This window comes from Novosphingobium sp. Leaf2 (assembly GCF_001421325.1).
In the GTDB taxonomy this organism is placed as follows: Bacteria; Pseudomonadota; Alphaproteobacteria; order Sphingomonadales; family Sphingomonadaceae; genus Novosphingobium.
This window is the reverse complement of the sequence record NZ_LMJY01000016.1, coordinates 1-26,592: the sequence shown is the minus strand read 5'-3', so window position 1 is coordinate 26,592 and position 26,592 is coordinate 1. Positions and strand designations below refer to the sequence as shown.

General features: G+C 64.9%; 29 protein-coding genes. 12 read left to right on the top strand and 17 right to left on the bottom strand.

All coding sequences use genetic code 11. The features are described from left to right. On the bottom strand, positions 1–2,994 hold the full coding sequence (locus ASE49_RS09495; RefSeq protein WP_056771164.1) for a TonB-dependent receptor plug domain-containing protein: 2,994 nt from the start codon (positions 2,992–2,994) through the stop codon (positions 1–3). 459 nt (positions 2,995–3,453) lie between these two features. Here ASE49_RS09495 and ASE49_RS09490 point away from each other — a divergent pair, with 459 nt between their 5' ends. The 4 genes from ASE49_RS09490 (at position 3,454) to ASE49_RS09475 (ending at position 5,698) form a co-directional block, all read left to right on the top strand. Further along, the gene (locus tag ASE49_RS09490) at positions 3,454–4,239 is read left to right on the top strand and encodes an SDR family NAD(P)-dependent oxidoreductase (protein WP_056771161.1); all 786 of its coding nucleotides are present in this window, start codon (positions 3,454–3,456) and stop codon (positions 4,237–4,239) included. 10 nt (positions 4,240–4,249) lie between these two features. Then, positions 4,250–4,897, top strand: coding sequence for a TetR family transcriptional regulator (locus ASE49_RS09485; protein WP_056771159.1), 648 nt, complete (start codon positions 4,250–4,252; stop codon positions 4,895–4,897). Between the two features lie 7 nt (positions 4,898–4,904). Beyond that, positions 4,905–5,165, top strand: coding sequence for a hypothetical protein (locus ASE49_RS09480; RefSeq protein ID WP_056771156.1), 261 nt, complete (start codon positions 4,905–4,907; stop codon positions 5,163–5,165). Positions 5,166–5,317: 152 nt separating this feature from the next. Further along, positions 5,318–5,698 carry a hypothetical protein gene (locus tag ASE49_RS09475; protein WP_056771153.1) on the top strand — a complete coding sequence of 127 codons (381 nt, stop codon included), beginning with the start codon at positions 5,318–5,320 and terminating at the stop codon, positions 5,696–5,698. Between the two features lie 25 nt (positions 5,699–5,723). On the opposite strand, the gene ASE49_RS09470 is transcribed toward ASE49_RS09475, so the two are convergent. From ASE49_RS09470 to ASE49_RS09445, 6 genes are read right to left on the bottom strand one after another with little or no spacing between them, the layout of a single operon-like run. Next, positions 5,724–6,341 carry a riboflavin synthase gene (locus ASE49_RS09470; protein ID WP_056771148.1) on the bottom strand — a complete coding sequence of 206 codons (618 nt, stop codon included), beginning with the start codon at positions 6,339–6,341 and terminating at the stop codon, positions 5,724–5,726. Between the two features lie 13 nt (positions 6,342–6,354). Beyond that, the gene (gene ribD, locus ASE49_RS09465) at positions 6,355–7,323 is read right to left on the bottom strand and encodes a bifunctional diaminohydroxyphosphoribosylaminopyrimidine deaminase/5-amino-6-(5-phosphoribosylamino)uracil reductase RibD (RefSeq protein WP_056771145.1); all 969 of its coding nucleotides are present in this window, start codon (positions 7,321–7,323) and stop codon (positions 6,355–6,357) included. Positions 7,324–7,333: 10 nt separating this feature from the next. Beyond that, positions 7,334–7,825: a hypothetical protein gene (locus tag ASE49_RS09460; RefSeq protein WP_056771143.1), complete on the bottom strand. Its 492-nt coding sequence runs from the start codon at positions 7,823–7,825 to the stop codon at positions 7,334–7,336. A 32-nt stretch (positions 7,826–7,857) separates the two neighbouring features. Next, positions 7,858–8,583: a M48 family metallopeptidase gene (locus ASE49_RS09455; protein WP_056771140.1), complete on the bottom strand. Its 726-nt coding sequence runs from the start codon at positions 8,581–8,583 to the stop codon at positions 7,858–7,860. Next, a complete protein-coding gene (locus ASE49_RS09450) occupies positions 8,583–9,098 on the bottom strand; it encodes a YcgN family cysteine cluster protein (RefSeq protein ID WP_056771137.1) in 516 nt (171 codons plus the stop codon). The genes ASE49_RS09455 and ASE49_RS09450 overlap by 1 nt, the downstream gene beginning before the upstream one ends. Further along, positions 9,086–9,706 carry an SCO family protein gene (locus ASE49_RS09445; protein WP_056771136.1) on the bottom strand — a complete coding sequence of 207 codons (621 nt, stop codon included), beginning with the start codon at positions 9,704–9,706 and terminating at the stop codon, positions 9,086–9,088. Before ASE49_RS09445 ends, ASE49_RS09450 begins: the two co-directional genes overlap by 13 nt. Positions 9,707–9,781: 75 nt before the next feature. On the opposite strand from ASE49_RS09445, the gene ASE49_RS09440 reads away from it, so the two are divergent. The 5 genes from ASE49_RS09440 (at position 9,782) to ssb (ending at position 13,944) form a co-directional block, all read left to right on the top strand. Further along, entirely contained in the window at positions 9,782–10,426 is a 645-nt protein-coding gene (locus tag ASE49_RS09440) for an ankyrin repeat domain-containing protein (RefSeq protein ID WP_082456424.1), read from the top strand. 10 nt (positions 10,427–10,436) lie between these two features. Then, a complete protein-coding gene (locus tag ASE49_RS09435) occupies positions 10,437–11,093 on the top strand; it encodes a COQ9 family protein (RefSeq protein WP_056771133.1) in 657 nt (218 codons plus the stop codon). 94 nt (positions 11,094–11,187) lie between these two features. Beyond that, on the top strand, positions 11,188–11,427 hold the full coding sequence (locus ASE49_RS09430) for a FeoA family protein (RefSeq protein WP_056771130.1): 240 nt from the start codon (positions 11,188–11,190) through the stop codon (positions 11,425–11,427). Further along, complete coding sequence (feoB, locus tag ASE49_RS09425) at positions 11,424–13,268, top strand: ferrous iron transporter B (protein WP_056771125.1); 1,845 nt, start codon at positions 11,424–11,426, stop codon at positions 13,266–13,268. The genes ASE49_RS09430 and feoB overlap by 4 nt, the downstream gene beginning before the upstream one ends. Before the next feature lie 88 nt (positions 13,269–13,356). Further along, positions 13,357–13,944, top strand: a complete 588-nt coding sequence (ssb, locus tag ASE49_RS09420; RefSeq protein WP_056771122.1) for a single-stranded DNA-binding protein — start codon at positions 13,357–13,359, stop codon at positions 13,942–13,944. Positions 13,945–14,020: 76 nt separating this feature from the next. On the opposite strand, the gene ASE49_RS09415 is transcribed toward ssb, so the two are convergent. The 6 genes from ASE49_RS09415 to ASE49_RS09390 all read right to left on the bottom strand — a co-directional run bounded on the left by ASE49_RS09415 (position 14,021) and on the right by ASE49_RS09390 (position 17,840). Continuing rightward, the gene (locus tag ASE49_RS09415) at positions 14,021–14,221 is read right to left on the bottom strand and encodes a DUF1737 domain-containing protein (RefSeq protein ID WP_056771120.1); all 201 of its coding nucleotides are present in this window, start codon (positions 14,219–14,221) and stop codon (positions 14,021–14,023) included. Positions 14,222–14,243: 22 nt separating this feature from the next. Further along, on the bottom strand, positions 14,244–14,792 hold the full coding sequence (locus tag ASE49_RS09410; RefSeq protein ID WP_156370251.1) for a phytanoyl-CoA dioxygenase family protein: 549 nt from the start codon (positions 14,790–14,792) through the stop codon (positions 14,244–14,246). 143 nt (positions 14,793–14,935) lie between these two features. Further along, positions 14,936–15,334: a GFA family protein gene (locus tag ASE49_RS09405; protein ID WP_056771116.1), complete on the bottom strand. Its 399-nt coding sequence runs from the start codon at positions 15,332–15,334 to the stop codon at positions 14,936–14,938. Positions 15,335–15,393: 59 nt separating this feature from the next. Further along, the gene (hslU, locus tag ASE49_RS09400; RefSeq protein WP_056771113.1) at positions 15,394–16,692 is read right to left on the bottom strand and encodes an ATP-dependent protease ATPase subunit HslU; all 1,299 of its coding nucleotides are present in this window, start codon (positions 16,690–16,692) and stop codon (positions 15,394–15,396) included. 10 nt (positions 16,693–16,702) lie between these two features. Next, a complete protein-coding gene (gene hslV, locus ASE49_RS09395; protein WP_056771112.1) occupies positions 16,703–17,263 on the bottom strand; it encodes an ATP-dependent protease subunit HslV in 561 nt (186 codons plus the stop codon). 70 nt (positions 17,264–17,333) lie between these two features. Then, entirely contained in the window at positions 17,334–17,840 is a 507-nt protein-coding gene (locus tag ASE49_RS09390) for an outer membrane protein assembly factor BamE (protein ID WP_056771109.1), read from the bottom strand. A gap of 167 nt (positions 17,841–18,007) precedes the next feature. On the opposite strand from ASE49_RS09390, the gene ASE49_RS09385 reads away from it, so the two are divergent. The 3 genes from ASE49_RS09385 (at position 18,008) to ASE49_RS09375 (ending at position 20,496) form a co-directional block, all read left to right on the top strand. Further along, positions 18,008–18,535 carry a ubiquinol-cytochrome C chaperone family protein gene (locus tag ASE49_RS09385; protein ID WP_056772232.1) on the top strand — a complete coding sequence of 176 codons (528 nt, stop codon included), beginning with the start codon at positions 18,008–18,010 and terminating at the stop codon, positions 18,533–18,535. Beyond that, entirely contained in the window at positions 18,532–19,059 is a 528-nt protein-coding gene (locus ASE49_RS09380) for a YceD family protein (RefSeq protein ID WP_056771106.1), read from the top strand. Before ASE49_RS09385 ends, ASE49_RS09380 begins: the two co-directional genes overlap by 4 nt. Before the next feature lie 90 nt (positions 19,060–19,149). After that, complete coding sequence (locus ASE49_RS09375) at positions 19,150–20,496, top strand: Hsp70 family protein (RefSeq protein ID WP_056771104.1); 1,347 nt, start codon at positions 19,150–19,152, stop codon at positions 20,494–20,496. A 13-nt stretch (positions 20,497–20,509) separates the two neighbouring features. On the opposite strand, the gene ASE49_RS09370 is transcribed toward ASE49_RS09375, so the two are convergent. From ASE49_RS09370 to ASE49_RS09355, 4 genes are read right to left on the bottom strand one after another with little or no spacing between them, the layout of a single operon-like run. Continuing rightward, the gene (locus ASE49_RS09370) at positions 20,510–22,330 is read right to left on the bottom strand and encodes an ABCB family ABC transporter ATP-binding protein/permease (RefSeq protein WP_056771100.1); all 1,821 of its coding nucleotides are present in this window, start codon (positions 22,328–22,330) and stop codon (positions 20,510–20,512) included. A gap of 40 nt (positions 22,331–22,370) precedes the next feature. Next, the gene (locus ASE49_RS09365; RefSeq protein WP_056771097.1) at positions 22,371–23,516 is read right to left on the bottom strand and encodes a hypothetical protein; all 1,146 of its coding nucleotides are present in this window, start codon (positions 23,514–23,516) and stop codon (positions 22,371–22,373) included. Beyond that, complete coding sequence (locus tag ASE49_RS09360; protein WP_235522918.1) at positions 23,513–25,006, bottom strand: oligosaccharide flippase family protein; 1,494 nt, start codon at positions 25,004–25,006, stop codon at positions 23,513–23,515. The genes ASE49_RS09365 and ASE49_RS09360 overlap by 4 nt, the downstream gene beginning before the upstream one ends. Continuing rightward, on the bottom strand, positions 25,003–25,998 hold the full coding sequence (locus tag ASE49_RS09355; RefSeq protein ID WP_056771090.1) for a glycosyltransferase: 996 nt from the start codon (positions 25,996–25,998) through the stop codon (positions 25,003–25,005). Before ASE49_RS09355 ends, ASE49_RS09360 begins: the two co-directional genes overlap by 4 nt. Positions 25,999–26,592: the final 594 nt, after the last annotated feature.

Sequence of the window (26,592 nt, the reverse complement as noted above, 5' to 3'; positions counted from 1 at the left end):
TTAGAAGCCGAACTTTACGCCCGCCTTGAAGTAACGGCCCAGGATGCCTTCGCCGCCCTGGATCGGGTTGTAGGCGTGGGCACCGTAGGTGACGGTGTCGATCGGAGGCAGGCGATCGAAAACGTTCTGGCCAGTGAAGTAGAACGTGAACTTGTCGTTGATCTTGACCTGCAGGTTGAGATCGAAGGTGATGTAGCTCTTGACCCGGCAAGGCAGGCTGCCGTCGTCAAGACCGCAATCCTTGTAGCCAGTGCCCTGATCCATCGCCGACAGGTCGTACCCGTCGAAGAAGTTCAGCGTGCCTGCCAGGGTGAACTGGCGATAGGCAAGAGCCGTCGTCCAAGTGCCCTTCCACTTGGGCGTGCCGCTGCCGGCCGTCAGGTTGAAGTTACCCAGCGTGCCGTCGTAACGCTCCACCGTACCGTCAGGGAATACGGTTTCCAGCTTACGAATGTACGTGGCGTCAGCCATCGTGGTCAGCGACAGGTTGTCGGTGATCGGCAGGTTCAGTTCGGCGCTGAAGTCGAAACCATCCGTCTTCATCGTGTTGGCGTTGATGAAAGCCGACTGCACGAAAGCGATACGCGGGGTAGCGTTTTCGTTGTTCACGTCCGGAGCGTCCGCGATGACCTGATACCCGGCCGGGATTGCCTGACCCGAGTAGTACGCCGCGATTGCCGGAGCGTTGTTCGCGGTGGTGATCACGTTGGTCTTGCGGATGTTGTAGTAGTCAGCCGACAGCTTGACGCCGCGCATCGGACGCAGTTCGATACCTGCGGTGAAGCTGCGCGACTTTTCCGGCTTCAGGTTGGGGTTGGACACCGAGGTCGCACCATAGGTGGCGCTGGTGAGGTACGTCGGGCAGCTGGTGAAAGTCGCCTTGGAGCAGCCATACTGCGCAAGGAAACTGTCCGTGTATGTTGCTGCGTTCGCCGTCACGTAACCGGTGGTCGGGAACGTTGCGTTCGCTTCACCGAAGCTGGGGATGCGGAAACCGCGCGAGTAGGTGCCGCGAACGATGACCCGGTCGTCGGACAGCGGACGCAGGATGGCGCCGATCTTGGGCGAGAAGTTGTCGATCCCGTTCGGGTAACGGTCATACCGGCCCGAAGCGTTGACCGTCAGCTGGTCGACGATCGGCGCGTTCACTTCGGCGTAAGCCGAATAGACCGAGCGGCTGCCCTTCAGAGCGAAACCGTTGAGGCGGAAGTAGCGCTGGGTCGGACCATTGAAGTCTGAGTTGAGGCTCGGCGAATCGACGGCTTCGTAGCGGTAGGATACGCCAACTGCGACCTGCAGCGGACCACCGGGAAGGTCGGCCAGCTTGCCCGACACGTTGGCGTCGATCTGGGCCAGATCGGACGTCGACGTAGCGCGGGCCTCGGGCGCCAGATAGTCCAGGGTTTCCTGGGTGTTCGCCGAAGGATTACGGAAGTTGTAGCTGCCGTCCTTGATCACGTCCAGCAGGTGCTGGATGTACACATAGCCGTTGCTGCGACGCTGCAGGTCCATGTGCATCGCCGTGGCGTTGACGGTGTAGTTCCAGTCGTCGCTGATCTTGCCCTTGATACCGATTGCGCCGCGGAAGGCACGGGTACGGCTCTGGTCGTATTCCTGCAGATCGGGAAGACGACCGATGATCGCCGCAGTCTGACCCTGGGCAGCGTACGGGTTGTTGGGGTTCAGCGTGCCGTTAGCCGCAGTGCAGGCACCGATCGTGCTGCGTGCGCAGACATAGACGGGCAGTTGCAGAACGGTGTTGTTGCCATAAGCGGCAACGTTCGCCGAGGTGCTGTAACGCGGATAGTAGAACGGTGCCGGAGCATTGGCACGGATCGTTGCGGGTAGACCCGAATACTGCGTGGTCGCCTGCGTGAAGTTGAACGACGCATAGGCTTCAGTGTCATCGTTGACACGCGCAGTCATGCGTGCCGACAGACCATAGCGCTCGATCTCGGGGTTGATGACGCCATACAGGTTGGTGACGTCTTCCTGGCAGACCGGACCTGACGCAGGGGCCGATGCGTTGGCGCCAAGGGCCAGCTCTGCAGCGGTGGGCGTATAGGTCGGCAGACCCTGACAGCCGTTCAGGTAGGTGTAGCGCGAGGAAACGCCTGGGATCGCGCCGCCGGTCAGCGGATTGCGCGGACGCACGGCGAACGGGGTGGCAGCACCGAAACCGCCGGTGTAGCCGTCGGTCTGTACGCCGTTGACCACGCCGTTCACGCCGCAGGTGCCATCATTGCAGATCTGGCGGTAATCATCCGAGTTGTACGGATACGGACGCTGGCGGTTGTACAGCGGGTCCTGATGATAATAGAAGCCGCTGACGTATGCGTTCAGGCCGTTGGTTTCCAGATCGCCGAAGCCCGCGGTCAGCGAGAGGCGCTGGGTGGCGGCATCGCCGCGATCGGAAATGCCGGCTTCCGCGCGGCCCGAGATGCCCTGGATCTGCTTCTTGGTGATGATGTTCACAACACCGGCGATAGCGTCGGCACCGTAGGTTGCCGATGCGCCGTCACGCAGAACCTCAACCGATTCCACGATATCATCGGGGATCGTGTTAAGGTCGACGAAGTTGCGCGTGCCATCGTCTGCCAGCGGGTAGAACGCAGCGCGCATACCGTCGAACAGCGTCAGGGTGGAGTTCGTGGTCAGGCCGCGCAGCGACACGGCCGAGGCACCAGCGGCGAAAGCGCCGTTGGCGGAGAAGGAGTTGGTCAGCGCCGGACCGTTATTGGCCGAAAGACGCTGAATGCCTTCCTGCGTGGTGCTGATGCCGCGCTGGTCAAGGTTGTCGGTGGAGATCGAGGTGACGGGCGAGGTCAGGACCGGTGCGCGCAGCAGCGAGCCGGTTACGACGATAGTGTTGGCGTCGTCGGCAGTATCTGCCGCCTGGGGGGTGGCATCTTGTGCATAGGCAGTGCCGCACAGCAGGGCGACAGACAGGCTGGTCGCACCGCACAGCGCGGCCTTCTGGATGGTTGATTTCACTTTTGTGTCCCTTGTTGCTTCGTTCGCTTACAGGGAGCGTGACCAAACCCTGTAAGTGACCCGTTGCCGGCCCCCGCACGCTTTCACGCCACGACGCCATGCGATGGTTGTTGCGCCACCTGCGGCCGCTTTCAATGCAATTTGCCATGTTGCGCAAAATAGACGCTACGTTGTTGCAATGTCGCAACAGCCCGGTTGCGGTGTCGGCGCGAGGCATTGAACCTGCGCGCTTTTCGGGCTCGGAGCCGAAATGAAGCAAGTGTTGCACAACGATCATTCGGCATAGTCATTCTTTCGCAAAGTGAACCATTTGAGACAGTTTGTTACATCCTGCTATAGCTTCCAGTGCGCCATTGACGGCGTTCGATGCCCGCCTTAACCGCTTGCTTAAACGGGCTGTGTTCTTGCCACCGCAAGGTCCACAGAAGAAAAGTTTCAGGATCTAACAAGGACCCGCACATGAAGCTGGACAACACAATCGCTGCCATCGTCACCGGCGGGGCCTCGGGCCTGGGTGCGGCCACCGCGCGGGCGCTGGCGGGCAGGGGCGTCAAGGTGGCCATCTTCGATCGCAGCCTGGAGGCCGGCGAGGCCCTGGCGGGCGAGATCGGGGCCACGTTCTGCGAAGTGGACGTGACAGACGAAGACAGCGTGGTGTCCGGCTTTGCCAGGGCGCGGGCAGCGAACGGGCAGGAGCGGGTGCTGGTCAATTGCGCCGGCATCGCGCCCGCCGCGCGCACCGTGGGGCGGGACCGGGAAACCGGCGCCACGCGTGCACACGATATGGCGCTGTTCGAAAAGGCGATTGCGATCAATCTGGTCGGCACTTTCCGGTGCATCAGCAAAGCGGCAGCCGGCATGGCGACGACTGAAGCGCTTGACGCGGACGGCGCGCGCGGGGTGATCGTCAACACCGCCAGCGTTGCCGCGCAGGATGGGCAGATCGGCCAGGCGGCCTATGCGGCCTCCAAGGGCGGGGTGCTGGCGATGACGCTGCCGATCGCGCGCGACCTGATGAGCGACGGCATTCGCGTCAACACGATCCTGCCGGGCATCTTCGAAACCCCGATGATGGCTGGCATGCCGCAGAACGTGCAGGACGCGCTGGCGGCGGTCGTGCCGTTTCCCAAGCGCCTGGGCAAAGCCGACGAGTATGCAACGCTCGCGCTGTTCCTGATCGAGCATGACTATATGAACGGGGAAGCGGTCCGGCTTGACGGCGCGATCCGCATGGGTCCGAAATGACGGCCGAACGATGAAAGAGCGACTCAAGCCCGCCACCGTAGCCGCCGTCCCGGCCCCGCCGGCCGCCCGCGCGATCCTGTTGGATAATGCCAGCGCGATAATGCGCGAGGGCGACGTGATCGACATTTCTCTGTCCGAACTGTCGCTGCGGTCCGGCCTGAACTCGGCGCTGGTGAAATACTACTTCGGCAACAAGGCGGGTCTGCTCAAAGCGCTGCTGGACCGGGACTGGCAGTCCATCGTCAGCAGCGTGGGCGCGCTGGTCGCCAAAGACGGGTGGGAGCCGGAAGCAAAGTTGCGGCGGCATTTGTGGAAGGTCGTCGATACCTTTTACGCAGTGCCGTATCTCAATCGGCTGACGATGCGCATGGTGCGCGAAAGCGACGATGCCGAAGCGCGGCGCATCGCCGATTGTTACTTGTCGCCGATCTATCGTGCGTATGAGCAGTTGATCGGGGAAGGGGTGCGGGCGGGCGTGTTCCGTGAAATCGATCCGCAGATGTTCTATTTCACCGTGACGGGCGCGGTGGACCGGTTCTTTTCCGCGCGTCTCGTGCTCAAGCACTGCTTCGATCAGGATACGCTGACCGAGGAACTACGCGACCGGTATCGCGAACACACGCTCGATATCATCATGGCCGGCATTCTGGCGCGCTGATTCTCGCATGGCGCGCCGCAAACGTTACCTTACGGCGACGATGCCCGACGGCTACGTCAAGACCATCGGCCCTACGGCAGATACCTTCACCCACTACTGGCGGGTGGTGGCCACGCTTGCGGACGGCAAGACCGAGGTGTTTTGGGGGCATTCCCGCTCACTGGCCGAAGCCCGGAAGAAGCGTGCGCCGTTGGGCGATGCCGCGCGGATGCGGGGCTGGGCCAGCTTTGCGTTCGAGATCGCGGAACTGATTGAGACTCCGGCCTGAGGATCGATACGTCTCGGGATTGCGATGTATCGACCATGCCTGCCACGCCCTTTCGTCGATTGTGGGGGTGTGCGGGCTTGGCAGGGGCCGGCACCGCCCCCATCTACGCTGCGTCCCGAATAGCCCGTTCGCATTGTCCGGAAGAACGCCACATGAAATACACGACGCTTCTTATGGCCGCAGCCGTCACGCTCGGCGGGGCAGGATCACTTTCGGCGCAGCAGACGCCGGCAGCCCCGGTTTCCGCCGGATCGGCAGCGGGAGAGAAAGCGCTGGCCGACCCGGACGTCGTCACCGTGCGAAACGTCAACCGAGTGGAGTTGACGCAGGGCCTGCCGATCGTGGACGATAACGGCCAGCCGGTCGGCACCGTCTCGCGTTTGGCGGGCAATGACGTAATCCTGACGGACGGCACGGCGGAGTACCGCGTGCCCTTCACCAAGATCTATGCCTTCAACCGCGATGGCGCCGATTATTTCGCCAGCCGGTTGTCGCTCGCCACGTTGAAAGGCAAGAAGCCGCGCCGGCATTGAGCGGCGTGCTTGGCGGCGGCAGGGTTCAGCCGCGCAGGGACTGCATGCGCTGCAGGTAGCGGGCCAAGACGTCGATCTCCAGGTTCACCTGGTCACCTTCGCGCAGCCCTCCGAATGTCGTGACTTCGGCGGTGTGGGGAATGATGTTGAGCGTGAAACGGCAGCTGCCATCCGCCTCGTCCATGACCTTGTTCACTGTCAATGAAATGCCATCCACAGTGATGGATCCCTTGGGCGCAAGGTAGGGCGCAAGTTCGTGCGGGGCGGCGATGACGGTCCGGTGCGAATCGCCTACCGCCGCGATGCTGACGATTGTACCCACGCCATCGACGTGCCCTGTAACGATGTGTCCGCCCAGTTCATCGCCCAGCTTCAAGGCCGGCTCCAGGTTAAGCCGCTGGCCCACCTCCCACCGTCCGGGAACGGTTCGGGCCACCGATTCGCCGGAAATATCGACCGCAAACCAGGCGTCGCCGGCAACGCCGCCCTTGTCCACCACGGTCAGGCACACGCCCGAACAGGCTATGGAAGCGCCGATCGCCATGCCTGCCGGGTCGAACGGACAAGCGATCATGGCGCGCAAGTCTCCGCGCCGCGTCGCTTCGCGTATTGTGCCGATAGCGGTGACGATGCCGGTGAACATGAAAGCCAGGCCCTTATAGAAAATCGCGTGCGTCGTAGGCTTCGAGGGTGTCGTTGCCAAGTTGCCGCCGCTCCGTCAGTCGCCAGCGACCGTGCGCGCCGGCGAGATCGTGAAGCCCGAAGTCACCCAGCCCCTGGCGTCCACCCAGCAGGATCGGCGCGCGATAGATCAGCAGGCGATCGACGATGCCGCTGGCGAGGAACGCGCTGGCGGCCCCTGCGCCCCCTTCCACGAACACACGCAGCACGCCGTCCATGCCGGATACCGCTTGCGGCGAGGGCAGGGCGCGCCACCCGTCGGGAGCGCTGCCGCGCGTTAGTACCCAGCGCTGCGGGCTGCGATGTTCAAGACCGGGCAATCGTGCGTCGAGCCGGGGTGCGTCGGTGCGCAGGGTTGTGCCGCCCACCACGATCGCATCGGCACGGGCACGCATGGCATGGGTATGCGCGCGCGCTTCGGGCCCGGTGATCCACTGGCTTTCGCCGCTTGCCAGCGCGATGCAGCCATCGAGCGAGAGCGCCAGCTTGAGCACGACTTCCGGCCGGCCCTGTCGTTTGACCGTGAGATAGTCTGACAGGCTCCGGCGGCAGGGGGGCGACTCCACGAACTTAGCCGGGGTACCCGCGTCGCTGATCTTTTTCAGCCCCGCGCCCGCCGTGCGCGGATCAGGGTCCATGCAGCCGATCACAACCTGCGCCAGTCCTGAGGCCGCGACCAGATCGGCGCAGGCCGGGCCGCGCGGGGACGTGTGGGCGCACGGTTCCAGCGTTACATACAGCGTAGCCCCACCGGCTTGCTCACCAGCGGCGGCGAGGGCGACGGCTTCCGCGTGCGGACGGCCTCCAGCCTGCGTCCATCCGCGAGATACCACGCGCCTGTCCTTGACGATGATCGCGCCGACACCGGGGTTGGGGGCACTGGCCGGGCGCGCGCGGGCGGCAATGGCAGCTGCCGCTGCCAGCCAGCGCGCGTCAGCACTCACTGAAAAATGCTCACTGGCCGTCGATATCCGGCGCCAGTGTAGGGTTGGCGATGCCGCCGCGCTTTAGCGTGGCGATGACGCGCTCACGCTCCGCCTTCGCCTTGGCGGCGTCTTCGGCATCGGCTTCACGCGCGATCTTGTCCACGTCCATACCGGACATGCGACCGATGGATTTGTACAAGTCCCGCACGTTCTTGTCGCGCCGGGCCAGTTCGCGCGCGTTGGATTCTTTCGCTGCCTGGTTGGCCACGTTCTCCGCCTCGATCTCGGCGTCGCTGCGATGCGACTTGAGGATCGAAATGTAGGTGACCTTGGGCGGCGGGTGCGGTGCGCTCGCCTCCTGCGTGCTCATCAGATAGAACACCGCGAATGTGCAGGCGCCGGACACGGCGGCGATACGCCAGCGGTTCTGCCCAGCCTGCTTCCAGACCGCGATAAAGTCCGCCACCATGCCGGTGGGGCTGACGTCTTTCCAGTAGCCGGAGCGCTTGAACGGGGACATGATCGTTATCTAGGGGCTATCGCCGCGTAAAGCTACCCGAACGGCACATACAGCGACCGGCCATTGGCTTTCAGCCAGCGATTGGCCTCATGGACAGAGCCTTCGAACAGTGTCTTGAGGCAGTGGTGGAAGGCGGGCGAATGATCGAAGTGGAGCAGATGCGCCACTTCATGCGCCACGACCGAGCGGCGCACTGCGTCCGGCGCCATGATCAGCCGCCAGTTGATGCGGATTGTGCCGTCCTGCGCGCACGACCCCCACCGCCGCTGCGCGCTGGATAGCGACAGGGCGGGGCACGGTTGATCTGCACGGGCGCAGTAATGCGCCAGATCCTGCGCGACGTGCGCGCGTGCCTCCCCCTGCAGCCAGCGCAGCAGGCGCGGGGCAAGCGAAGCGGCAGGGCCGCCGACCCGCAATTCACCCGCCAACACCACAGGCTTGCGCGGCGTGGCGGCATCGTGCGCCAGCACCAGCGGTTCACCGTGAAAATGCACCACTGCCCCAGGGCCAAGCGGGGTTGGCGCGGGCAGCGCAGCCAGCTGGCGCGCCAGCCAGTCTTGCCGGCTTTGCGCGAAGCTGAGCGCCTCGTCCGTGCGGGTCCAGCGCGGGATCGAGATCCGCACTTCGCTGCCATCGGGGGCCAGCCGCATGGTCATGCGCCGCGCCCGGTCCAGTCGCCGCACCACGATCGGCAAGGTTCGTCCGGCGATTTCGACGGCGGGGTCTTGCCGGGGCGGGCGCAGCAGCCAGTCCAGCATCAGCGGCCCCGGTCGCCAGGCAGAACCTCCCACGGCGCGGGATCGTCCGTCTCTGGCGCGTCGTCCTCGTCGCCGTAAGGCCACACGATGTGATTTTCGAGCGGGCCTGCCACCGTTTCGGAAATGACCTTGCCCGCCACTGAGACGCCGGCGGCATGCACCGCGTTGCGATCGCCGCACACCAGGTAGTGCCATTCCGGCAGCGGATCGCCATCGGCGCGCAGGCGATAGGCGCAGCTGGGCGGCAGCCACGCCAGATTGCCGGCCGTTTTGGGGGTCAACTTCATGCAATCGGGCACGAAGCGGCGGCGGTGCGCGTAATCGCTGCACTGCGCGGTTTTGAGGTTGAGCAGCTTGCAGGCGACGTTGGTGTGATAGATCTCGCCGGTGTCCGCATCCTCCACCTTGTGCAGGCAGCACTGGCCGCAGCCATCGCACAGCGCTTCCCATTCGTCGCGGGTGAGGCGGTCCAGCGGCAGTTCCCAGAACGGCTTGGGTCCGCTCATTGCACCCATTTCGCCAGTTCTGTGGCCACCGCATCAGGGCCCTTGTCCACTGGCAGCATGGCAATCGGCTTGCCGTCCGGGTCCATCAGGTAGGCGATGCGGGTGTGGTCCATCAGATAGCCGCCGTCCGGCGTGACCGTGCCCTTGCGGTAATAGACGGCAAACGCCTTGGCGGCTTTGTCCACTTGCGCTTGCGTGCCGGTAAGCCCCAGCAGTCGGGGGCCGAATGCGCCGGTCCATTCGCCCACCACCTGCGGCGTATCGCGCGCCGGGTCGATGGAGATGAAGATCGGCTGCACTTTGGCCGCGAGCGCACCATGCGCTTTTTCGAACTTGGTAAAGCCCTGCATCAAGGCCTGGACGTCCATCGGGCAGGCGTCCGGGCAGTAGGTGTACCCGAAATAGACGATCCGCCAGCGGCCCTTGAACTGGTCCCACGTCACCGTCTTGCCGGCCTTGTCCACAAGCTGGAAAGGCCCGCCGATGGCCGCGCCTTCCAGCGGCGGCGGCTGGGTGTTTTGCGCCTGGTTGCACGCGGCAAGGGGCAGGCCCAGCGAAAGGCCCAGAAACAGGAAAGCGAAACGGCGTAAAAGGTAGGTCATGGCGCCGTGGGTCATGACCTGCTAGACGATTCCTTGCAAGGCGCGGAATGGCGGGGCCGCGCGAAAGTCGTGTTCCTGGAGGAAGTTGACGTGTTGAAGATTTCTGGCCGCGCTCTGCTGAATGGTGCGCGCGCACTGGTAAAGGCCGCCGTTCCCGCGCTTGCCCTCTCGCTGCTGTCCGCCACGCCTGCCCATGCGGACTTTTCGGAAGGCTACAAGTTCCTTGAAGCCGTGAAAAAGCGCGAGGGTGACAAAGTTGAAAAGGCGATCTTGGACTCCTCGCAGATCGTGAACGCCAAGGATGTGACGACGGGTGAAACCGCGCTGCACATCGTCGCTAGCCGGCGTGACATCACCTGGCTGGGCTACCTCATCGCCAAGGGTGCGAACGTGAACGCCACCGATGACCGGGGCCACACGCCGCTGGAAATCGCCGTGAACCTGGGCTGGCGCGAAGGCGTGCAAATGTTGCTCGACAATCGGGCCTCGCCCAACACCACCAACGATGCCGGCGAAACCCCGCTGATCTTTGCCGTCCATCGCAAGGACGCGGTCCTTGTAAAGTCGTTGCTGGATGCCGGCGCCAATCCCGACCGGGCCGACAATTCAGGCCGCAGCGCCCGCGATTACGCCAAGCTTGAGGGTGGCAGCGCAAACCTGGTCGCCACGATCGAGGGCTATGCCAAGAAGAGCCCGGCCAAGAGCACGGCACCTGTCTATGGCCCCACGTTCTGAGGCGCAAAGCATGACTGATGACACCGCCTCGCTGCACGACCTGCGCCGCCAATTGGCCCCCGCCATCGCCGATGCCGCCGTGTTCGACGGCTGGTCCAGTCAGGCTGTTGCCCAGGCGGCGGCCGCCAGCGGCATGGACGCAGACCTTGCCGCCTACGCTTTCCGTGATGGTCCAATGACCATGATCGCGGCGTGGATCGATCATGTCGATGCGGCGATGAACGACGCGCTGGCCGGCGGCGTGCTGTCGAACCTGGCGATCCGGGAGCGCATCCGGCGCTTGGTATGGGCGCGCCTGGATGCCGCCGCAGGGCGCGAGGAAGCGCTGTCGCGCGCTCTGTCGATCATGGCGATGCCGCAGAACCTCGTTGCCTCCGCCCGCCTGGGCTGGCGCAGCGCGGACCGCATGTGGCGCCTGGCGGGCGACACGGCGACCGATTACAACCACTATTCCAAGCGCGCGATCCTCGCCGCGATCTACGCCGCCACGCTGCAGGTCTATGCCAACGACACCAGCGTGGACAAGGCCGCCAGCCGCGCGTTCCTGGATCGCCGCATCGAAGGCATCATGCGGTTCGAAAAGGCAAAATCCCAACTGTTGCGTCAGCCCGACGAACGCTTCAGCATGACTCGGCTGCTGGGGCGGATACGCTACCCGGCCCGATAAGCGCGAGTCCTCCAGACGGCATACTTGGTATCTTCGTGTCGCGAGCTATTGCGAGCCAGTTGCAATTAATGACGTTATCTGGCAGCGCCGCCGCATGACCCTGGATACGCTCCCTGTCGGACAGCGCGCACGCATCGTGGCCGTGGACTGGACGGCGCTCGTTTCGGAAGAAGCGCGCCGTTTGCGCGCGCTGGGGCTGGAGGAAGGCGCGCGCATCGCCGTTGCCCATCGCGGCATCCTGATCTGGCGCGATCCCATCGCGATTACCGTGGGCCGCATGACGGTGGCCGTGCGCCGGGTGCATGCCGCGGCCATGCAGGTCGAACCGCTATGAGCCGGCAACGCAAGATCGCGCTCGTCGGCAATCCCAATGCCGGCAAAAGCGCGCTGTTCAATGCGCTCACCGGCGCACGGCAGAAGATCGCCAATTACCCGGGTGTTACGGTAGAGCGCAAATCGGGCCGCTTCGTGCTGCCGACCGGCGAACCGGTGGAGATGACCGACCTTCCCGGCGCCTATGGCCTGGATCCCACCAGCCCGGACGAGGAGGTGACATCCAAGGTCATCCGCGGGTCGTTCCCCGGCGAAGCGGCACCCGACGTGCTGGTCATCGTGCTTGACGCGTCCAACCTCGAACAGCATCTGGTGTTCGCGCAGGAACTGCTGGCGCTGGGCAAGCCCACGGTGGTTGCGCTCAACATGGTGGACCTGGCTGAGCGGGACGGGCTGATTCTGGACCCGGCGGTGCTGGCGCAGGAACTGGGCGTGCCGGTTATCCCCACGGTGGCTGTGCGGCGCCGGGGCCTGGCGGAACTGGGTGAGGCGATCGCCACGGCATCCAGCGGTCATCCGGGGCCGGGCATTACCGAGCTTGGGCAGACCGAGCGGCGCGTTGCGGCCCATGCCATGGCTGCGGCCACGATCCTGTCGGAATCGAGCCGCCACCGCCTGCATGCGCGGCTGGACCGGCTGCTCCTGCATCCCTGGCTGGGTTTCATTATCATGCTGGGCATCCTTTTCGTGGTGTTCCAGGCGGTGTTCGCCTGGGCCACGCCGTTCGCCGATGCGCTCGACGCCGGGGCGAAAGCCTTGCACGATGGCGTCAAAGGTGCGTTACCACCCAGCCTGCTGCGCGACCTGATCACCGAGGGCGTGATCGCCGGCGTCGGCGCCGTAGTGGTGTTCCTGCCGCAGATCGTGATCCTGTTTGGCTTCATCCTCGCGCTGGAGGCCTCGGGCTACATGGCGCGCGCAGCGTTCCTGATGGACCGGCTGATGGCGTTCGTGGGCCTTTCGGGACGCAGCTTCATCCCGCTTCTCTCCAGTTTCGCCTGCGCGATTCCGGGCATCATGGCCACGCGATCGATCAGCGATCCCAAGGACCGGCTGACCACGATCCTAATCGCCCCGATGATGACCTGCTCGGCGCGGCTGCCGGTCTATACGGTGATCATCGGTGCCTTCATTCCGGCCACAACCGTGGGGCCAGGCGTCGGCTTGCAGGGCCTCGTACTGTTCGCGCTGTTCCTCGCCGGCATCCTGGGGGCCGTCGTGGTGGCGCTGGTGCTGCGCATGACGGTGACGAAGGGCGATGCCTCGGGCTTCATCATGGAACTGCCCAAATATCAGCTGCCCCGGCTGAAAGACATGGCGATCGGCCTGTGGCAGCGCGCCTGGATCTTCCTGCGCCGGGCCGGCACGATCATCTTCATGGTCACCGTGGTGCTGTGGCTGCTGCTGAACTTTCCCAAGGCCGCGCCCGGCGAAAGCCAAGTCAACGCCTCGATCGCGGGCAGGGTGGCCAATGGCCTGGCCGTGGTGGTCAAGCCGATCGGATTCAACCGGGACATGGCGCTGGCGCTGATCCCGGCGATGGCGGCGCGCGAAGTGGCGGTGGCCTCGCTCGCCACGACATACGCGGTGGATGCGGGCGATAACGAGGATCTGCAGGCCGCCGAGCTGGGCGACCAGCTCAAGCGTCACTGGACGTTGCCGATGGCGCTGGCTTTCCTGGCGTGGTTCGTGTTCGCGCCGCAGTGCATGTCCACCATCGCGGTCACCCGGCGCGAGACGAACGGCTGGAAGTGGCCGGCGTTCATGCTGACGTACCTGTTCGGCCTGGCGTATATAGCGGCGGGCGCCACGTATTGGATCGCGGTGGCAGCGGGGCTGTAACGTTGCGGAAAAGCGCTGCGCGTGACTCGCAGGTGCGGGCACATTTCGCTACCGCTGCGCGCAAGTTTAAGAGGAAAGCGATTCCCGCATGGCAGGCAGCGTCAACAAGGTCATCATCGTCGGCAACCTGGGAGCAGACCCGGAGGTCAAATCCTTCCAGAACGGCGGGCGCATCGCGAACTTGCGCATCGCAACGTCGGAAACCTGGAAGGACCGCGCCACCGGTGAGCGCAAGGAGCGCACTGAATGGCACTCGGTCGTCCTGCAGTCCGATGGGCTGGTCGGCGTTGCCGAACGCTTCCTGCGCAAAGGCTCGAAGGTCTATATCGAAGGTCAGCTGCGCACCCGTAAATGGCAGGACCAGAACGGTAACGATCGCTACACCACCGAAGTGTCGGTTGGCGGCATCGGTGGGGTGCTGACCATGCTCGATGGCGCGCAAGGCGGCGGTAGCGGCGGCGGTGGCCAGCGCAGCGGCGGCGGCTGGAACGAAGGCGGCGCATCGGGCGGCGGCGGCGGCGGCGGCGCTCGCTCAGGCGGTGGCGACTGGGGTGGCGGCTCTGGCGGCGGTTCCGGCAGCAGCGCGGGCGGCAGCGAATGGGGCAAGACCGGCGGCGCATCGGGCGGCAGCTCCGGCGGCTACGGCGATGATCTGGACGACGACATCCCGTTCTGATCGCGCTTGTCGCTCATGCAACGGCAAACAAAAGCCGGGCCGGCGCATGTCGGCCCGGCTTTTGTTTGTGCTGACCTTATTTCACCACGTCAGCCTCGTGCCAGACCACGGCCTGCGCTGCCTTCATGCTATTTTCAGCAGTATCCCACGCCAAGGTGGGTGAACCATAGAGCCGCCAGCCCTGCGCAAGCGCTTCGGACACCCGCTCGCAAAATGCGCGGTCGTCGGTGCCCGTCAGCAGGCGATACACGGGGCGGTCTTCCGGGGTTTGAAACAAGGTCGCTCTCCATTCGGCAGGGTCAGATGCCTAGCCATTCCAGTCCGGCTGGCAAGTGCTGCGATGCATAGTCCACCTGCAACACCCGGCGCCGCCGGCCCGGCCTCGCCGCGCGGGAAGCATGCACGACCGGCGTGTGATAAATCCAGACATCGCCCGCATCTGCCAGGCAAGGACGGATCGTGCAGCGTTCGACAACCGCGCCCACGTCTGTCACGGCAATGCGGCCCAGGCGATGCGAACCCAATGCGACCAGCAGCGGCGCATTGTCTTCGTCAACGCGATCAATGTGGATGCGGACCGTCAGCATCGCGGCGATCACTGCGAACGGCGGTTCGACGTGCTGGATGCCCCGTTTTACGGACCAGGGGCCAAAGCCTGGCGTATCTACTCGTTGGCGCACGGCAATCGTGCGGTCCTGATGCCAGCCCAGCGCCCAGTTCATATCGCCGGCTTTGTTGAAAAGGACGGCGCGAACCGGGTGTGCCGGCACGCCGCCAAGATCGGTCACTTTTTGGCCGATCAGACTGTCAGGCCCCAGCATTCGAGCAAGTGGCGCGATACCGACCATCCGTAGGCCCGCCTGATGTGAAGGCTGGGATGTCAAAACCTCGGCGAGGGCGGGCAACAGTTCGGCGGCAAGCCCACCATAGTGACATGCCCCATCGGCGTGCAGATCCCAGTCTGCTCCCGGCGGTAAGCCCACCGCTTGCGTCAGCCTGGATAGCGTGCGAACGCGGGCAAAGCGTCCGCACTTTCCATCCAGCCGACGCGCTCCGCCGTCTGGATATGGACTTGCGGCGGCAAGGCATCGGGATCGTCCAGCGTGGCGACCTGAATGTCTACCAGTCCAGGCAGGACAGCCTCGTTCACGAAATACAGACCGGTGCCGCAAGTGGCGCAGAAATGCCGGATGGATGATCCGTTGGAACTGTACGCTGCAGGATCTCCGGCCAGCAGGGCGAAATCTGCGGCGGCGTAGGCCGCCCAGGCAGTGACCGGCGCGCCTGATGACTTGCGGCAATCAACGCAGTGGCACAGGGCCACGTGCGCCGGCTGCCCCTTCACCGCGTAGCGCACCGCGCCGCACTGGCATCCACCTTCCAACGTCATAGGTGATCTCCTTGGAATCCAAGGTAGCCCATCACGCGGAACGTTAAAAGAACAAAGCGTCAGAGGATATACTTGGAAAGGTCCGCATTGGCGGCAACACCTTCCAGTTTCTGGCGCACATAAGCCTCGTCGATCGTCACGGTCTCGCCCTTGCGGTCTTCGGCCTCGAAGCTAAGTTCCTCAAGCAGCTTTTCCATGACCGTCTGCAACCGGCGCGCGCCGATGTTCTCGACGCTTTCGTTCACTTGCGCAGCGATGCGGGCGACTTCGCGGATCGCATCCGGCGTAATTTCGACGGTCACCTGCTCGGTCGCCAGCAACGCCCGGTATTGCGCCACGAGATTGGCGCGCGTTTCCGACAGGATGCGCACGAAATCGTCTTCGGTCAGCGCCTTCAGTTCGACGCGGATCGGCAGGCGGCCCTGCAGTTCGGGCAGCATGTCGCTGGGCTTGGCAACGTGGAAGGCGCCGCTGGCGATGAACAGCACGTGGTCGGTCTTCATCGGTCCGTATTTGGTCGCCACCGTTGTGCCTTCGATCAGCGGCAGCAGATCGCGCTGCACGCCTTCGCGGCTGACTGAACCCCCGCGCACGTCGGACACCGCGATCTTGTCGATCTCATCTAGGAAGACGATGCCGTTGGCCTCCGCGTTCGCCAGTGCGACGCGCGCCACATCGTCCTGGTCCATGCGCTTGTCCGATTCCTCGTCGACGAGCTTGTCCCACGCGTCCGGCACTTTCATCTTGCGCCGCTTCATGCGCTGGCCGCCCATCTTGCCCATGATGTCGGACAAGTTGATCATGCCTACCGAGCCGCCCATACCGGGGATTTCCATCGCCGAGGACGGCGCTTCCTCGACCTCGATTTCCACCTCGGTGTCGTTCATCGCATTTTGCGTGATGCGCTGGTGGAAGGCTGCGCGGGTGGCTTCGGAAGCCCCGTCTCCGACCAGCGCGTTGAGCAGCCGGTCCATCGCCGCCTTGCTGGCCGCATCGCGCACGGATTCGCGGCGGCGTTCTTTTTCCAGCCGGATCGCTTCTTCCACCAGGTCGCGGGCGATCTGCTCCACGTCGCGCCCGACGTAGCCCACTTCGGTGAACTTGGTGGCTTCCACTTTGACGAACGGGGCATCGGCCAGCTTCGCCAGACGGCGGCTGATCTCGGTCTTGCCGCACCCGGTCGGCCCGATCATCAGGATGTTCTTGGGGGTGACCTCGTCGCGCAGATCCGCGTCAAGGTGCTGGCGCCGCCAGCGGTTGCGCAACGCGACCGCGACCGCCTTCTTGGCATCCGCCTGGCCGATGATGTGTGCGTCAAGCGCGGCGACGATCGCCTTGGGGGTAAGATTGTCGTTCATGGGTGTCCGATCAGACGGTCTCGACCGTCACGCGGTCGTTGGTGAAGACGCAGATGTCAGCGGCGACCTGCATGGCCTTGCGCGCGATCGTTTCCGCGTCCTGTTCGTAGGCATCGATGGCGCGGGCGGCGGCGAGCGCGTAATTGCCGCCGGAACCGATCGCAGTGATCCCGCCTTCGGGCTCCAGCACATCGCCGTTGCCGGTGAGCACCAGCAGCGTTTCGGTATCCGCCACGATCATCAGCGCTTCGAGATTGCGCAGGTATTTGTCCGTGCGCCAGTCCTTCGCGAGTTCGACGGCGGATCGCATCAGCTGGCCGCGATACTGCTCCAGCTTACGCTCCAGCCGTTCGAACAAGGTGAACGCGTCTGCGGTCGCACCAGCGAACCCGGCGATGACTTTTCCGCCTTCGCCGATCCGCCGGACCTTGCGCGCATTGGGCTTCATCACGGTGTTGCCCATGGAAACCTGGCCATCGCCGGCGATGACGGTCTTGCCGCCCTTGCGCACGCCGATGATGGTTGTTCCGTGCCACTGGATAAGGCCGTGGCTCGCCGCGTCGTTGTTCATGGGCGCGGATATATGACCGCGCCGGGCAGCTTCAAGCCACCCCCATCACACAGCGGCGTACCTTGGGCGATCAGCTGCCGTTCGGACCGGGGCCGGTGTTGCTGCCGTTGCCACCCGGGCTTGCGCCCATGCCGGCCGCACCGACCGATCCGATGTTGCCGAACAGGTCTTCCAGCAGGCTGCGATGGCGGCCCAGCGTTGGCGTGACATGGCCGTCAGGGCTCAGACGCGCGACCTGTTCCATGCCGCGCTTGTCAACCGCCACGACGTTGTTGGCGGCATCGAAGCGCACGCGCAGGATCGTCTGCTCGGTAGTGCGCGGCCCGCGGAACGGCGGGGTCTTCACCGTTTGCGAAATATAGTACCAGTCCTTCTGGCCGAACTGGCTTTCGAAGGTGGGACGCCCCAGCGTCTTTTCCACAGACTGGCGATTGTCGATCCCCGGCTGCACCGAATCGAGCAGCGTCTGATCGATCAGGTAGCCGCGATGATCGCGGATCGAGGTGCAGCCGCCAACCGACGCGGCCAAGGCCAGCGCCACCGCCGCTGTCTTCACCTTGATACCCACCTTGCGCATTTTCACACTCCAAACCGCAGGATCGTGCGCCGCAGCCATTGCCGCCGCGCCCGGTCCCCTATATCGCCTGAAGGCCTTACGGCCCCGATAGCGCCCGCGCAATGGGCGTTGGGATGCCGCGCTTGAATTGCCGCTTAACGATGCTCTCGTGCAAAGGTCTGCCTTCTGTGTCTCTGATTTCCCGCCTGTTCTCCCGGCACCCCGATCCGCGCGAAGCGGTGCGCCCCTTGTGGCACCGTATTGTCGAGATTGCGCGGGAACGGTTCTGGTATGCCGATTGCGGCATTGCGGACACGGTGCCGGGCCGCTTCGATGCGGTCACGCTGGTGCTGGTGCTGGTCCTGCTGCGGATGGAGCGGGACCGCGAGACCGACGATTCGCTCATCGCCCCGTCGGCTGCGCTGACCGAGCTGTTCGTCGACGACATGGACGGACAGCTGCGCCAGTCCGGCGTGGGCGATCTTGTGGTCGGCAAGCACATGGGCAAGCTGATGAGTGTGCTGGGCGGCCGCCTGGGGGCGTTCCGCACCGCGCTGGCGCAGGATGACGCGGCGCTGGGCGAAGCGCTGGATCGCAATGTCAGCCTCACCGATTCGCCGGACCGGGCGCTGCTGGTAAGCGCGGTGCGCCGGCTCGATGCGCAGATCGCCGCGCTGCCCGGCGATGACTTGCTTGCCGGCAGGATCGTGCGATGACGCCGGAGTTTTCCCGTCCCTTCGACGTGCGCCACGTGGAAGGCCTGCACGTGCGGCTGGAGCCTGATGCTGCTGAGCGCGCGGCGCTGGCGCGGCGTTTCGGACTTGTGTCGGTCGATAGCCTGGCCGCCGATCTCGATCTTGCCTGCAGGCAGCGGGCAGGGGGCTTCCAGATCGAGGCGAGCGGGGTTCTCACCGCGCAGATCGTGCAGTCCTGCGCGGTATCGGCGGAAGACCTGCCGGTAACGGTGAACGAGCCGCTGTTCTTCCGCTTCGTGCCGCAAAGCACCACCTACGCGGCGGACGAGGAAGTGGAGCTGACCGCCGAGGAACTTGACGAGATCGAATACGAGGGCACGCATTTCGATCTGGGCGAGGCGGTGGCGCAAAGTTTGGCGTTGGCGATCGACCCGTTCCTGGTGGGTCCGCAGGCAGAAGCGGCGAGGCGCGCTGCCGGCATCGGCATACCAGAGGATGCAAGCCCGTTCGCCGCGCTCAAGGGCCTGAAGCTGGGCAAGGACTGAAGTCTTACAACCCGGCAAGGGCGGTTGCATGGGCGGCGGCGCGTTGCCATAGGTGCGCCCCGCGAAGACAGGCGCTTTTCAAGGACGGTCATGACACCCGGCGCATCCCCGCCCCCAGCGCATATCGGTAGCGCCAGCATCCGCAGCGCCGGCATCGATTTTGGCACCACCAACTCCGTGGTCGCGCTTGGCGACGGGGATGGCGCTGCGCGGATGGTGGACTTCGCCGCGCCGGACGGCACCGGCTCGGTCTTCCGGTCGGCCCTGTGCTTCTGGCAGGACGACGGCCCGCGCGGCGCGCTTGCCCATGAGGCCGGTCCGTGGGCGATCGCGGAGTTCCTGGATTTTCCGCAGGGCAGCCGGTTCCTGCAGTCCTTCAAATCGGTGGCGGCCAATCCTCTGTTCGAAAGCGCGCCCTTGTTCGAGCGGCGCATGCGCTTCGAGGAACTGGGGCAGGTGTTTTTGCGCCATCTGATTGGCCACGGCGGTGAGGCGCTGGCGAACCTGCCCGAACGTATCGTGGTGGGCCGGCCCGTGCGCTACGTCGGTGCGCGGCCCGATCCCGCGCTGGCGCGCACCCGGTACGATGCGATGTTCGCGCTGCTGGAGCGCGAGGTGCACTACGTGTACGAGCCGATCGGCGCGGCCTACAGCTTCGCGGCGCGCCTGACGGAGCCTGCAACGCTGCTGGTTGCGGACTTCGGCGGCGGCACCAGCGACTTTTCGGTGGTGCGCGTGGCCGCGCCGGGATCGACGCCGCGCTGCACGCCGCTGGGTTCGGCCGGCGTTGGCATTGCCGGCGACCGATTCGATTTTCGCATCATGGACAAGCTGGTGCTGCCGATGCTGGGCAAGGGCGGCACCTATCGGTCGTTCGACAAGGTGCTGGAAATCCCCGATGGCCACTTCGCCGATTTTGCCGACTGGTCGCGGCTGGCGCTGCTGCGCAACCGCCGCACGCTGGAAGAACTGGCGCGTCTGCAGCGCGCCGCCACCGATACCGCCGCGATCGGCCGCATGATCGCGGTGGTTGAAAACGAACTGGGCTATCCGCTGTACGATGCGGTCGGCGGCCTGAAGCGCGCCTTGTCACAGGACGAGGTGGCCACGTTCCGGTTCGACAGCGCGGACTTGTCCATCGCGGCGGAAGTGACCCGTGCCGACTTCGAGAGCTGGATCGCCCCCGATCTGGCCCGGATCGCGCAAACCGTTGACCTGGCTCTGGCCCGTGCGGGGCTGGGTGCCGAGGCGATCGATCACGTCTTCCTGACGGGTGGCTCATCGTTGATCCCGGCGGTGCGGGCGCTGTTTACCCGGCGCTTTGGCGATGCCAGGATCGACAGTGGCGGGGAATTGACCTCGATCGCGCACGGCCTGGCATTGATCGGACAGGAGGATAACCTGGCGGCATGGACGGTCGAGGACGAGATGGCCTGAAGCGCGCGGCGGCTTACTCCGCCGCTTCGATCATCGCTTCGGCTTCGTCCGCCTGGCGCGCCCACATCTCTGCGTAAAGCCCGTCCTGCCGCAGCAACTGCGCGTGCGTGCCGCTTTCCGCCAATCGTCCTTCGTTGAGCACGAGGATACGGTCCGCATCCGAGATCGTGGACAAGCGGTGCGCGATGGACAGCGATGTGCGGTGTTCGGCAACGCGGTGCAGGGTGGCAAGGATGTCCTGCTCGGTGCGCGTATCCAGCGCGCTGGTCGCCTCGTCCAGAATCAGGATCGGCGGGTTCTTCACCAGCGTGCGGGCGATGGCCACGCGCTGCTTTTCACCGCCCGATAGCTTGAGCCCGCGCTCGCCCACCTCGGTGTCAAAACCGTGTGGCAGGCGGGCTATAAGGTCGCCCAGCGCGGCGCCGCGCGCGCCCTCGGCAATGTCTTCGGCGCCCGATCCTTCACGTCCGTAGCCGATATTGTAGCCGATGGTGTCGTTGAACAGCACCGAATCCTGCGGCACGATGCCGATCGCGGCGCGTAAGGACGCCTGCGTCACGTCGCGGATGTCCTGTCCGTCGATCAGGATGCGCCCTGCTTGCGGATCGTAGAAGCGGAACAACAACCGCGCGATGGTTGACTTGCCGGCGCCGGACGGGCCGACGATGGCGAAGGCCTGGCCCGCCGGCACGTGGAATGACAGGCCGTGCAGGATCGTGCGGTCCGGGTCATACCCGAACACCACGTTGTCGAAGGTGATCGACGGCTGTCGGATCGCCAGCGCGGGCGCGCCGGGCGCGTCGGGCACTTCGACTTCGGTGTCGAGCAGGCGGAACATTTCCGCCATGTCGATCAGGCCCTGCCGGATCGTGCGATAGACCATGCCCAGCATGTCAAGCGGGCGGAACAGCTGCGTCAAATAGGTCTGCACGAACACCAGCTGGCCAGCGGTGTATTGCCCGCGCCACCAGCCGTAAACGGTCCACGCCAGCGCGCCGGCCATCAGCAGGTTCACCACGATGCCTTGCGCGATGTTGAGCAGGCCGAGCGAGTTTTCGCTTTTCACCGCAGCATTGGCATACGCGCTGGTGGCCTGGGCATAGCGCGCTTCCTCGCGCTTTTCAGCGGAGAAGTATTTGACCGTCTCGTAGTTCAGCAGCGAATCCACCGCGCGCGACAGGGCTTGCCCGTCCAGCCGGTTCATCTGCTCGCGCAGCTTTGTGCGCCATTCGGTGATCGTGCGCGTCACCCAGATGTAGGCCGCCACGGCCACGCCGGTGGCGATCACCAGACCGACGCCGAAATTGACGTAGAAGATCACTGCCACCACCAGCAATTGCAGGATCGTGGGGGCGATGTTGAACAGCATGAAATACAGCATCGTATCGATGCTTTTGGTGCCGCGCTCGATCGTCTTGGTCACTTCGCCGGTGCGGCGCGCCAGGTGGAAGCGCAGCGACAGACGGTGCAGCTGTCCGAACACGTTTTGCGCCAGATCGCGCGTTGCGTCCTGTCCGACCCGCTCGAACACGATGTTGCGCAAGTTGTCGAACCCGGTCTGGATGAACCGGCCTGCGGCGTAACCCAGCACCATCAGCATCGTCAGCTGGATCATCCGGGGTCCGGTGGCGCCCATCAGGTCCACCGCCCATTTCATCAGATAAGGCAGGACCAGCTGCGTGGCGGTGGATAGCACGATGAACACGCAGGCCCATACGATCCGCCAGCGCAGGCCCGGATTATCGCGGGGCCACAGATACGGCATGAAGCGCAAAAGCGTGCGCCAGCCGTCGTGGCGCGCCTTGGGATCGTTGATTGCGGTGTCTGGCGGCATCGGCGCTATTTAGGGACGTGCGCGCCAGAAACAATCGCGATCACCGGCATCCGGGATGGTCGGGCATCATCCCGGCAGCGGCGAACGCGTCTTGCAAGGGCGCATCGGGCGTGAAGCGCTGCGGATCGAAAGCCACCGCGTCCCACCGGTTTTCCTTCCAACCATGCGAAATGCCGCGCATGTGACGGTATGCAAACTCCTGCGAAATGCGCCGATTACGCCGCGTGCCGAACAGGTTGTGGACCGACCAGCAATGCCGGGTGCGGCTGGTTTTCGATGGCACCACGCACCACTTGGGCGGGCAAGTGTCCGTTTCCAGCGCGTCTTTCAGCCAGAAGTCGGCGTGCCGGCCCTGACCCGGCGCGATGCCGTGGGGCGTGGTCGCGCTGATCCAGTTTCCTGCGAACTTGATGAACCCGCCCCGCGACCGCTCCGTGGCATCGAAGATTGCGCGCCCTTTATCCGACAAGACCAGTTCGTCGATATCGACGTTGAGCACGCTGCGGGCCTTGCCCAGAAAACGGAATCGGGCGTGCTGGAGCGACCCGGTCTGGCAGAAATCAGAATCCCACGGCGTTTCGCGCCCATTCACCGCGCCGGCCATGCCCCCTTGCGGGCCGTAGGGAAACGGCCAGTCCACCACTTCGCTGACGATGGCGGGAAAGGTTTGGGCCAGCGCCGCGCGCAGATCATCGGTGCTGTAGGCGTCGGAAGCGTTGTCATACAGAAGCACCGCATCCGCGCCATGCACGGCCACGTAGAAGCGCACCCAATCCAGGATCCAGGCGATGTCGTTGTTGCGCGAGAGGGTATGCAGCACCCGCCGCCCGGCGAATGTCGCCACGCCACTGGGCTGGACCGTGACTGCCGCATCGCCCATCGCCCCGCCCAGCACGACCGTATCGGCATCGTCCCGCACCCAGTATTCGCTCGACCGGTTGCGTTCGATGAGGCGTGCCTTGGGGAACAGGCCGCCAAGATGCTGCGCGAAATAGTCGCACTGCTCCGCCATGTCCCGCAAGTTGAGCAGGGGCGGCCCCTGGAACACGATGTGCGGGCCTGCCCGGTAGACATCGTAGAACAGCGTCTCCCAATCGAAGTGTGCGCCATACGTCGCGTTGCGCTGTTCCGGCGGGCGCGGCGGTTCGCGCCGGACGGGGCTATGCACGGTGGACAGCGGCGTCATGCGGCGCGGCCAAGGCGGGCGGCGAGCGGGCGCAAAGGCGGCACCGCCGATGCCATCGCCAACAGTTCGTCCAACGCGGGATGGCGCAGCAGCGCCAGCGCCGCCAGCCAGCAGCCGGCGCCGAGCGCCACGGCCAGCAGCAGCGCGGGGATGCCGATGGTCGCCGGCCCCGCCCAGCACAGGTACGCGATCGCCAGCGGACCTATCGCCGCCGCCGTCGCTACCGCGCTGCGCAGGTAGATGGACAGCAGCCCGCGCCGGTCGAACCCGACCAGACGGTGCATGAACCCGGCATACAGCGCCAGCCACGCTACGGCATAGATAATTCGCGATGCCGCCGCGCCTTCCACGCCGCCCCACCATGCCCCCAGCGCCAGCAAGATCAGCGACATGGCGGTATCGACCGCGTTGTAAGCCAGCAGCCGGTTCATCCGCCCCATCAGGATCGGAATGTCGCTCACCAAAGGCAACGAGACCAGCCCAATCTCCGCCACCGAGATCATCAGCAGCAGCGGCGCCACGCCCATCCACTTGTCTCCGTACAGAACGCGCACGATCGGCTCGGACGCCAGCGCAAGCCCGGCCATGCCCGGCCACACGACGGCGGAATAGCCGGCGCATACCCGCAGGTATGGTGGCCCCAGATCCTCACCCCGATCGCGGATCCGGGCAAAGGCGGGAAAGAACACGCTGCCGATCGCGCCAGAAATCAGGGTGCGAAACTGATCGGACAGGCTGGAAGCGCGGCTGTACAGACCGACCGAGGTCAGCGTCACCAGCTTGCCCAGGATAAGGTCGGGGGTGCGGGTGCCCAGCGCACCGGTCAGGTACAATACGCTCGATCGGGTGCCAAAACCAATCACGGTGCGCAGCCCGTCAAGCCGTGGCGGCCAGGGCAGGGAGGGGCGCAAAACCTGGGCGATAAGCCCGCGCGCCAGCCCGGCGGCCACCGTCGCCCACGCCAGCGCGAAGGCGGAGTAGCCCATCGCCGCCAAGGTGATCGCCACCCCGCCTTGCGCCGCTGCGCCGCCAACGTTGATCAGGAAATGCCGGTCGAAGCGCATCTCGCGCGCCATCAGCGCCATCGGCACCACGGCCAGCGGCAGGAACAGATAGCTCGACGCGATGATCGTCAGCAGCGGCGTCAACGCGGGCAGATGGTATAGCTGCGCCAGCGGCCACGCCAGCGCGGCGATCATGGCGGCGACCAGCAGCGAAAACAGCAGCGCCACCGAGCTGCACCGGCGCACTTCGCCGTCGTCTATATCCCGCAAGCCCGAAATATAGCGCGACAGTCCGAAGTCCTGCAGGATCGCCACCAGCAGCGCGGCGGCGAGCGCGATCGAAAACAGCCCGACTTCGCCCGGCGAGAGGAACAGCCGCGAGATCACCACCGAGCTTGCGAATTGTATGGCGAACGACAGGTACTGGCCCGCCATCGCCCACACCGCGGCACCGCGAACGCTCATCGGCGGGCGGGGCACGCTCATCGGTGCGCCACGAGCGTGGCGGCCAGCTTGGCGGCGCGCACCGGCTCGCCGAAGCGGACCAGCCGGGCGACCACGCGCCACATCCCGTCGCGCCCACCGCCCTCGCGCAGGTGACGACGCAGCAGGTCGAACCCTTCGTCGCGCAGGCCGATGCGGGAATAGAGCAACTGCGGGGCGACGCGTGCCCGCACATCGCGTGCCACGCCGTCGCGCCCGAACAGCGCATCGAGGCCATCAACCGGAGGCAGCCGATCCAGCGTTGCGGTGGGGTCGGGCCGTCCGGCACGGCGCTCACGGTACGCAAGGTAGGATACTGCCGCGCCGATCTGCTGTTCGGTGGCGTGCCGGCTCGACACCTGATTGGGATAATGGCGATAGCGCAGCAGGCGCTCGGGGATGCTTGCCAGCCGGGTTACAGAGGCCAGCCGCAGCCACAAGTCGTAGTCTTCGCAATGGCGAAACGCGCCGTGATAGCCGCCTACCGATTGGACCACGTCTTTGCGAAACATCGCAGCCGGATGGCAGAGCAGGGGCCAGCCGTTCTCGATCGCCTCCAGGAAAGCCTCGTGCGTCGGCGGATGGTCCTTGCCGGTGATGTGGTAGGGTTTGTCGAACGCGTCGATGTCCGCAGTCCAACTGCCTACCACGCCATAGTCCGGGTTCTCTGACAGGAAACGCAGCTGCTTGCCGAAGCGATCGGCGCGGCAGATGTCGTCCGCGTCCATGCGCGCCACGATGGGCGCGCGGGCAGCGTCGATCAGTTCGTTGAGACTGGCGACGAGCCCGCGATTCTCGCGCACGATGGGCCGGATACGCGCGTCGTTCGCAGCATAGCCGCGCACGATCGCCGCCGTGGCGTCGGTCGATCCATCGTCGAGAATCAGGAATTCGAAATCGGTAAAGTCCTGCGCCAGCACGCTCTCGATGGCGGCCGCCAGAAATCGCTCGCCATTGTAGACGCTCATCGCAACGCTGATGGCCGGTGTCGGCATGAAAAATCCTGATTATGGCCTGCGCCGAGGGGGCACGCATTCATACGCGCACTAGCCGCCGCGTGGTAAACAAAGCGTGTGGGGCAGGCGAGAGGATTACCGCGCTGCCAATCTTTGGCCGATTTTTCGCCTTGGTTCCCGGGCATGAAAGTTTTTATGAAAAGGGGAGTTGACCGACTCGGTTTGTGGTTTTAGAGGGCGTTTCACCACGAGGGACTGGACGGTTTGACCGGGTTTTGGTGGTCGCAGACACGACGGGCATAAGGCGTATCCCCAAATCGCGAGAGGNGCATACGCGAAGATCAGCGAGTTGGCGTGCGCTGTGGATGGTATGATTGAGTGGTGTCATTTTTCTTTCATTGGGGAGTTGACCGACTCGGTTTGTGGTTTTAGAGGGCGTTTCACCACGAGGGACTGGACGGTYTGACCGGGTTTTGGTGGTCGCAGACACGACGGGCATAAGGCGTATCCCCAAATCGCGAGAGGYGGGGGTTGYCTGGTTGTCCGGGTTTTTTGTCTGTTGGTTCTTTGACATTGTTGGAAATTGATGAAGGGACATGTGGGCGACGGCGCCTGGTCCGGGGGTCTTTGGGC